This is a genomic window from Legionella gratiana (assembly GCF_001467695.1).
Taxonomy (GTDB): domain Bacteria; phylum Pseudomonadota; class Gammaproteobacteria; order Legionellales; family Legionellaceae; genus Legionella; species Legionella gratiana.
The window spans coordinates 310,536-318,047 of sequence record NZ_LNYE01000022.1; the positions used below are offsets into that span (position 1 = coordinate 310,536).

Sequence of the window (7,512 nt, forward strand, 5' to 3'; positions counted from 1 at the left end):
GGGTTTGGTTAGTATATCTCTAAATTAGGGAAGTTGGCGACAGGTGATTTAGGAAAATTATCTTAATTTGGTGTAATTATTTGTTATCATAGCACTAAGTTAGTTTTCAGGTAGAATTATGTCAAAAATATTAGTTACCGGTGCGACTGGATTTGTAGGAAGAAAATTAGTACCCGCCCTGATCCGTTCAGGTTATGGGGTGCGATGCGCTGTATCTAAAAAGGTAGATTGGCTTGAAGCCGAACAAGTCATAATGAATCGATTAGAGTTCGAGACTGACTGGAGTAAGGCACTCATAGGTATTGATGTTGTCATCCATTTGGCAGCCAGGGTCCACATTATGAAGGAAAAGGCAGAATCAGCTCTAGATGAATATTACAAAATCAATACTGTTGCAACAAAAAATCTTGCTGAACAAGCGGCCAAGCATCAGGTCAAACGTTTTATATTTTTAAGCTCTATTAAAGTTAATGGAGAGTTAACAGTGGAGGGGGCGCCTTTTTCTGAAGAAACTAAGGCTGAACCAGAAGATCCTTATGGGAAAAGTAAGTTTTATGCGGAGCAACATTTACAGGAAATTAGTCAAAAAACACTCATGGAAGTAGTTGTAGTTAGACCCCCTTTAATTTATGGTCCTGGGGTTAAAGCTAATTTTTTGAAAATGTTACAGTTAGTCAGAAAAAAAGTACCATTACCTTTTGCTAAAGTTCAAAATAAGCGCCATTTTATCTATATAGAGAATTTAATTTCTGCCTTATGCCTTTTAGTGACTCATCCTGCAGCAGCTAATCAAACTTATTTGGTGGCAGATGATGACTCATTTTCTGTGCCGCATTTGCTGCAACTTATTGCTAAAGAGATGAACATTAAAATTTGGTTACTCCCTTTTCCTGTTTCTTTAATGATGTATACTTTTCAGTTTCTTGGTATGCGAAATCTTAATACCCGTTTGTTTTCTTCTTTAGAAATAGACAGTAATAAGATAAAATCACAATTAGGTTGGAACCCTCCTGTGAGCTCTGTCGAAGGATTAAAAAAAACTGTTGCATGGTATCAAAGTGAATTTAATTCTTAGTTTCTTTTCTTTAGTTTTTTCAATAATGTTGACGAAGGCATATTGTATTATTGCACAAGATACACTTCTTATGGACAAACCCAATAATCGATCAATGCATTCCGTGCCTACAGTTAGAGGAGGTGGGCTCATTTTTATTGGGTTGACGTTAATTTCGTTACCTATTCTTAGTTACATGACGCAGACATCTTTTGATGAGCAATTCATTTTTTTGCTCTGTATTTTTTTTCTTGCTGCAGTAAGCTTTTTGGATGATCTTTATCATTTGTCAGTAAAGATAAGATTTTTTAATCAATGTGGTATTGCTTTATTAGTTGCCATTTTTATGAGACCTGCACAGTTAGACTTGGGAGTCATGATTAATTATTCCTTTCTCATAATTCCGTTTATCTTTTTTACGGTTCTTTGGGCTATTAACCATTTTAATTTTATGGATGGAATTGATGGTTTTTGTGCGTCACAAGCCATTTTTTTATTAAGTGCTTATGCGGTTTTTTTTGGGATAAGTGACGCTACGTTCTATCAAGATTTTTGTTTTATTCTCATCTTTAGTCTTATAGGTTTTTTATTTTTCAATTTCCCACCCGCACGCTTGTTTATGGGGGATGTTGGAAGTGCCACCTTGGGATTGATTACTTTTTGTATTGCTTTAATGGCACAACAAAAGTTCCATATATCTATTTTATATTGGTTTATGCTAAACGGTTTGTTTCTTTTTGATGCGAGTGTTACTTTGATACGGAGAATACTTCATAAAGAAAATTGGTCTCATCCTCATAGAAAGCACGCATACCAAAGATTGAGACAATCGGGCGTCAAGGTTTCAACAATCTTATTAGGCCAATTGCTCATGAATGTTTCTTTTTTAATTTTAGTTTTATGCATTCAAATGCATCTCGTTCATTTTAGTTTCATAGTATTACAATTAGGTTTTATGCTGTTTATTTATTGTTTAATCGAAAAAAAATTACCCATGTATTCTACTGTTCCTCCATGAATTTACTTGAATAAATTTCTTATTAGAACAAAAAAAGAAGCATTTAAAAAGGGTTCTTAATACTTTGTTAAGAATCACAGTGTAAAATTAAATTCGTACGACAAGTATTGCTTTGTTTCTTAGTAGTTTCGTAGCTATCAAGAATACCATGGAAGTTCTGTGGAGGGATAGGTAGCTGCTTTGTTAGGGAGATTTTTATGTTAATTTTGACTCGGCGTATAGGTGAAACCTTAATTATCGGGGATGATGTAAATATTACCGTGCTCGGCGTAAAAGGAAATCAAGTTCGCTTAGGTATCAATGCGCCAAAAGATGTATCCGTCCACCGTGAAGAAATTTATTTGCGTATACAACAAGAAAAGCAATCAGATGAATCTGAAGAAACAGTATAAATTGATTTCCTCGCAGCTCATCCAGTCCCGAGTTCCATAAATAAACTTGGGACAAACCTTAAAATCATTGATTTTTGTAGATAACTTCTTATAATCCGCGCACAACTTCATGAAACTTTAATATGATTTTGTAAAACTTTTTATATTCTTACCTTTTTATTGTTCATGAAGCGATGTATCTCCAGATGAGAGGAAGTGTTTTTGACCCGATTCATCTTGCAGTATTAATTGACCTAGCGGATTAATTCCGCACGCGATACCAGTGAACGTATTTAAGGTCTGCATGACTTTGATGCGTTTTCCAAATAGATAATCTGCTTTGTTCCATTCATGCATAAAATGACTTAAATCATTATCAACGAATTGAATTAAATAGCGCTCTAAATGGGTGATAAGCTTTGCTAGCAAAAAATTACGATCAAAATGCTGCTGAGTGATTTCATATAAAGAACACCAAGGCTTATCAGGAAGAGAATATTTTTGTGTATCGGTATTAACGTTTAAGCCAATACCAATAATGACTTGGATAGTACTATTGGATTCTGTAATAATTTCAATCAAGCTGCCACATAATTTTTTATCATTCCATAAAATATCATTCGGCCATTTAATTTTGATATTCGATGATAATTCGAGCTCATTCAAAGTGGCTAAAACAGCTAGACTTGTTACTAGGCTTAATCCTGAGAGTTTCGTAAGGTCGTAGTTTAGATTCCAACGGCTAGAACAGTAAATATTTTCTCCAAAGGGAGAATACCATTGCCTACCAAATCGACCTCTGCCATGAGTTTGAATTTCAGCACAACAAATATCCACCATATTGGAGATAGGTAAATCTTTTAGATAACGATTTGTTGAGTCAATTGATGTAAATAGATGCAAATTAAATGGAGTCACTAATTTTTCCAATAAAAAGTACTCACTAATTTGTTGTTTGTCTAAAAGTATTAATTGATTAAGTAATTGGTACCCTTGATTGGGAAGTCGTTTTATAGGAATTCCTAATTCAATTAAATGGTTTATTTGTTTCCATATAGCCGATCGTGTAATACCCAAAACAGATCCTAATTCAGAACCGCTATGGCAGGAACCATCTCCAAGTAGCTGTAACAAAGTAAGTTGTGATGAAGTAAAATGCATATGAATCTATACCTGAAATATCAAAGAATCATTTTGTTGTAATTGTATCAATCCATGTCTGATCTCTCGTACTGTAGGATGATGACATAAGGCTCCACTGCATGCTATTTCAGGCATAAAGGAGCGTAATTGCCAAGTGACGTGATGCAATGGATCATCGACTAATTGTTTCGTAGGCATCGAAGTAGGAACGCTAAACTCTTTTGTTGGGTAAGAAAGCCCTAAACCGCATGCTTTAATGAACGCCTCTTTTTGTGCCCAAACATGAAAAAAAACAGCAGGTTTTAAGGCTTGAGGTATTTTAATAAACTCCTCATATTCTTGTTCGGAAAATAAATTTTTTGCTATTCCTTTATAAGGTCGGGCGGAATATTTTTCTATGTCAATTCCCATAGGAAATCCTTTCCCTACTGCCAAAAGAGCCAAATCGCCACTATGACTGAGATTAAATTGCAACTTTGCTGAATTGATCACTTCTGGTTTCCCATGCGCATTATAAGTAAACTTAATGGCTTCTGGATAAATGTTTAAGTACCGCGCTAAAATGATTCTCATGACTGCTCGAGCTGTAGAGAAACGCCGTTTGTGTCTACTGAAATGGAATCGATCAGCCCGCGCCTGTTCTTCTGAGTTTAGCAGTTGATGTGTATTTTTTAATTCATTTGCCAATGAAAATTGCCAAAGATCAATACGAGCTTCGTTTAAAATACAGTTTTGTGTGTTTAAAGGATTAAATTCAGTGATGATCATATTTTGTTAAAATCTGGCATCAATTAACGGTTACGGTTATCATATACCATGATATTTAATTCACCAAAAGGTATTGAATGAGCCGACAATTTTTGGATTTTGAGCAACCCATCGAAGAGTTAAACCAGAAAATTGAAGCACTTCGAATGGTTGGTAATGATAACGAAGTAAATTTAAGTGATGAAATAGTCCGACTTCAAACAAAATGTTCCGAGCTGACAGCGCAAGTTTTTTCTAATTTAGAACCATGGCAAATTGCTCAAATGGCAAGACACCCGCTTAGACCACAGACTACCGATTATATCGAGCGTATTTTTACTGATTTTCAGGAGCTACATGGGGATAGAAGCTGTTCTTCAGCTCCAGCAATTATTGGTGGCTTAGCACGTTTAAATGGTGAGCCAGTAATGGTGCTCGGTCATCAAAAAGGGAAACGTACTAAAGAAAAAGTATATCGAAATTTTGGAATGGCACGCCCAGAAGAATACCGAAAAGCGTTACGTTTGATGAATATGGCTGAGAAATTTAAGTTGCCTATTTTTACTTTTATAGATACAGCAGGAGCATATCCTGGAATAGGGGCTGAAGAGCGAAATCAGTCTGAAGCAATTGCGCGCAATCTTTTTGTAATGTCACGGCTTAAAACACCAATTCTCTGTGTGGTAACTGGAGAGGCTGGATCTGGAGGCGCATTGGCAATTGGTGTGGGAGACCGAGTATTAATGCTGCAATTTGGAATTTATTCAGTAATTTCTCCTGAAGGTTGTGCTTCAATTTTATGGAAAGATGCATCTAAGGCAAGTGAGGCTGCGCGTGCAATGAGAATTACTGCAGATAAAATTTTAGAAAATAAGTTAATTGATATCGTAGTTCCTGAACCGTTAGGAGGTGCTCATCGTAATGTTGATGAGATGGCTGCTCGCTTGAAAAGTATTTTGGTAAATGAGTTGCATGTTTTAAGAAAGATGCCTTTAGATCAATTAGTTGAAAGTAGATATCAAAAATTTATGGCTATGGGAGCATGTGATTAAAGCTTTATTAAGTTCAGAGTGGTCTTTACGTCTAAGTCAGTTCAATCAATTAATTGTTGGGTATAGTGGAGGGCTTGATTCGACCGTACTTTTGCATGTTCTTGCCTCTCACCCAAACTTATTAAAAAAGTTAGTTGCAGTACATATAAATCATGGTATTAATGCCAATGCTTCTGGTTGGCAAGAGCACTGCAAACAGTTTTGTCAGGAATGGGGTATTTTCTTTAGAACGCAATCAGTACAATTTGATCAATCAGCAAACATTGAGGAGAGAGCTCGAATAGCACGCTATTCAGTTTTTTCCTCTTTAGTAAATGAACAAGACTGCTTGATTTTAGGCCATCATTTGGATGATCAAGCCGAGACCGTCCTTCTGCAATTATTTCGAGGGGCAGGAGTTGATGGTTTAGCAGCTATGTCTGAGTTGACTCAATTTGGATTAGGATTGCTTGTTAGACCTTTTTTATACCATTCTCGTGAGCAATTGGAGCATTATGCATTTTTGCATCAATTAAGTTGGGTTGAAGATGAGAGCAATCATGACGTAACTTATTCTCGTAATTATTTGCGTCAAGAAATTATGCCTTTGTTGAAAAGTAAATGGCCTGGAGTTGTAGGGAAAATTGCACGCACGGCGAATCATTGCCAGCAAGCTAAAAGAAATTTAGATGTATTGGCAGCAAATGATCTGTCTTTGCAAGAAATAAATAAAGCATTAAAGCCCTTAACAGGCAATTCTTTGTCTATTGAAGCACTTAAGAGTTTGCATTTTGACCGAGTAGTAAATGTCCTAAGATTTTGGTTGAAAAATAATCAAATTCAATTGCCTTCAACTGTTACATTTCATCGTTTGATCCATGAAGTAATTTTTGCCAGTCAAGATGCTGCTCCTCTAGTTAGTTGGGGAACTATTTCGGTCCGTCGTTATCAAAATTATCTTTATTTAGATAAGAAAAGTAGACGTGAGTTACCCTCTTATATTGAATGGTCTGAGTTTCCTTTCCCATTAAATTTAAATAATCTGGAAATTAAGTTAATGGCAAAAAAGGCAAACCAAGGTTTAGTTATTCCACAAAATGCGACAATATCTATTCGATTTAGGCAGGGAGGAGAAGTATTTTTTTTGCACGGGCAGAGAAAGCGATTAAAAAAACTCTTTCAAGAGTGGGGAATACCTCCCTGGCTAAGAGAGAGAGTCCCCCTCGTTTATTTTGATAATACTCTAGCTGCGGTTGTGGGGTATGCGATGAGTGATTTATTTTTTACTCAAGATTCGTCTAATGCTTGGATTTTTAACCAATTGTCCTCATAGATAGTTTTAATTACAGAGTGTCTTTTCCATAGCAAGCAGCGTAAAGAATTCTCCTTTTAGGGTTGCTGTGGAGTAGCAGGGGTTTGTTGCTCTGCAGGCGCTTGTTGCTCTGCAGGCGCTTGTTGCTCTGCAGGCGCTTGCTGAACTGCAGGTGCTTGTTGTTCTGCAGGCGCTTGTTGCCCTGCAGGTGTTTGTTGTTCGACAGGCGCTTGTTGCACTGCAGGTGCTTGTTGTTCTGCAGGCGCTTGTTGTACTTCAGGTACTTGTTGCACTTCAGGCGCTTGTTGTGCTGCGGGTGCTTGCTGCTCTGCAGGTGTTTGTTGCACTTCAGGCGCTTGTTGTTCTGCGGGTGCTTGCTGCTCTGCAGGTGTTTGTTGCACTTCAGGTGCTTGTTGTTCTGCAGGTGCTTGTTGTTCTGCAGGTGCTTGTTGTTCTGCAGGTGCTTGTTGCACTTCAGGTGCTTGTTGCACTTCAGGTGCTTGTTGTTCTGCGGGCGCTTGCTGTTCCGCAGGTGTTTGTTGCTCTGCAGGTGCTTGTTGTTCTGCAGGTGCTTGTTGCACTTCAGGTGCTTGTTGCACTTCAGGCGCTTGTTCTTCTGCAGGTGCTTGTTGTTCTGCAGGTGCTTGTTGCACTTCAGGTGCTTGTTGCACTTCAGGCGCTTGTTGCACTTCAGGCGCTTGTTGTTCTGCGGGCACTTGCTGCTCTGCAGGTGCTTGTTGCACTTCAGGCGCTTGTTGTTCTGCAGGTGCTTGTTGTTCTGCGGGCGCTTGCTGCTCTGCAGGTGCTTGCTGCTCTGCAGGTGCTTGCTGCTCTGC

At 37.7% G+C, this 7,512-nt stretch carries 8 protein-coding genes; 5 read left to right on the forward strand and 3 right to left on the reverse strand.

Going from position 1 to position 7,512, the window contains the following annotated elements; translation table 11 throughout:
- The first annotated feature begins 118 nt into the window (after positions 1–118).
- The 3 genes from Lgra_RS09250 (at position 119) to csrA (ending at position 2,464) form a co-directional block, all read left to right on the forward strand.
- Positions 119–1,075, forward strand: a complete 957-nt coding sequence (locus Lgra_RS09250) for a UDP-glucose 4-epimerase family protein (protein WP_058498969.1) — start codon at positions 119–121, stop codon at positions 1,073–1,075.
- Positions 1,059–2,072, forward strand: a complete 1,014-nt coding sequence (locus Lgra_RS09255) for an MraY family glycosyltransferase (protein WP_172468391.1) — start codon at positions 1,059–1,061, stop codon at positions 2,070–2,072. The genes Lgra_RS09250 and Lgra_RS09255 overlap by 17 nt, the downstream gene beginning before the upstream one ends.
- 197 nt (positions 2,073–2,269) lie before the next feature.
- A complete protein-coding gene (gene csrA / locus Lgra_RS09260; protein ID WP_003636647.1) occupies positions 2,270–2,464 on the forward strand; it encodes a carbon storage regulator CsrA in 195 nt (64 codons plus the stop codon).
- A 156-nt stretch (positions 2,465–2,620) separates the two neighbouring features.
- Here csrA and Lgra_RS09265 read toward each other — a convergent pair whose 3' ends face one another.
- Positions 2,621–3,604, reverse strand: coding sequence for a biotin--[acetyl-CoA-carboxylase] ligase (locus Lgra_RS09265; RefSeq protein WP_058498970.1), 984 nt, complete (start codon positions 3,602–3,604; stop codon positions 2,621–2,623).
- Between the two features lie 6 nt (positions 3,605–3,610).
- A complete protein-coding gene (locus Lgra_RS09270) occupies positions 3,611–4,354 on the reverse strand; it encodes a 4'-phosphopantetheinyl transferase family protein (protein ID WP_058498971.1) in 744 nt (247 codons plus the stop codon).
- 77 nt (positions 4,355–4,431) lie between these two features.
- On the opposite strand from Lgra_RS09270, the gene Lgra_RS09275 reads away from it, so the two are divergent.
- On the forward strand, positions 4,432–5,385 hold the full coding sequence (locus Lgra_RS09275; RefSeq protein WP_058498972.1) for an acetyl-CoA carboxylase carboxyltransferase subunit alpha: 954 nt from the start codon (positions 4,432–4,434) through the stop codon (positions 5,383–5,385).
- Positions 5,378–6,697, forward strand: coding sequence for a tRNA lysidine(34) synthetase TilS (gene tilS / locus Lgra_RS09280; RefSeq protein ID WP_058499282.1), 1,320 nt, complete (start codon positions 5,378–5,380; stop codon positions 6,695–6,697). The genes Lgra_RS09275 and tilS overlap by 8 nt, the downstream gene beginning before the upstream one ends.
- A 56-nt stretch (positions 6,698–6,753) precedes the next feature.
- Here the strand turns inward: tilS and Lgra_RS09285 are convergent.
- The coding region (locus Lgra_RS09285; RefSeq protein ID WP_193786664.1) for a hypothetical protein at positions 6,754–7,512 on the reverse strand (759 nt) is incomplete at its 5' end.

Excerpts from the sequence above, each read along its gene's own strand:
- Lgra_RS09275 (WP_058498972.1), top strand. The coding sequence starts at position 4,432 with ATGAGCCGACAATTTTTGGATTTTGAGCAACCCATCGAAGAGTTAAAC.
- csrA (WP_003636647.1), top strand. The coding sequence starts at position 2,270 with ATGTTAATTTTGACTCGGCGTATAGGTGAAACCTTAATTATCGGGGAT.
- Lgra_RS09270 (WP_058498971.1), bottom strand. The coding sequence starts at position 4,354 with ATGATCATCACTGAATTTAATCCTTTAAACACACAAAACTGTATTTTA.
- Lgra_RS09250 (WP_058498969.1), top strand. The coding sequence starts at position 119 with ATGTCAAAAATATTAGTTACCGGTGCGACTGGATTTGTAGGAAGAAAA.
- Lgra_RS09265 (WP_058498970.1), bottom strand. The coding sequence starts at position 3,604 with ATGCATTTTACTTCATCACAACTTACTTTGTTACAGCTACTTGGAGAT.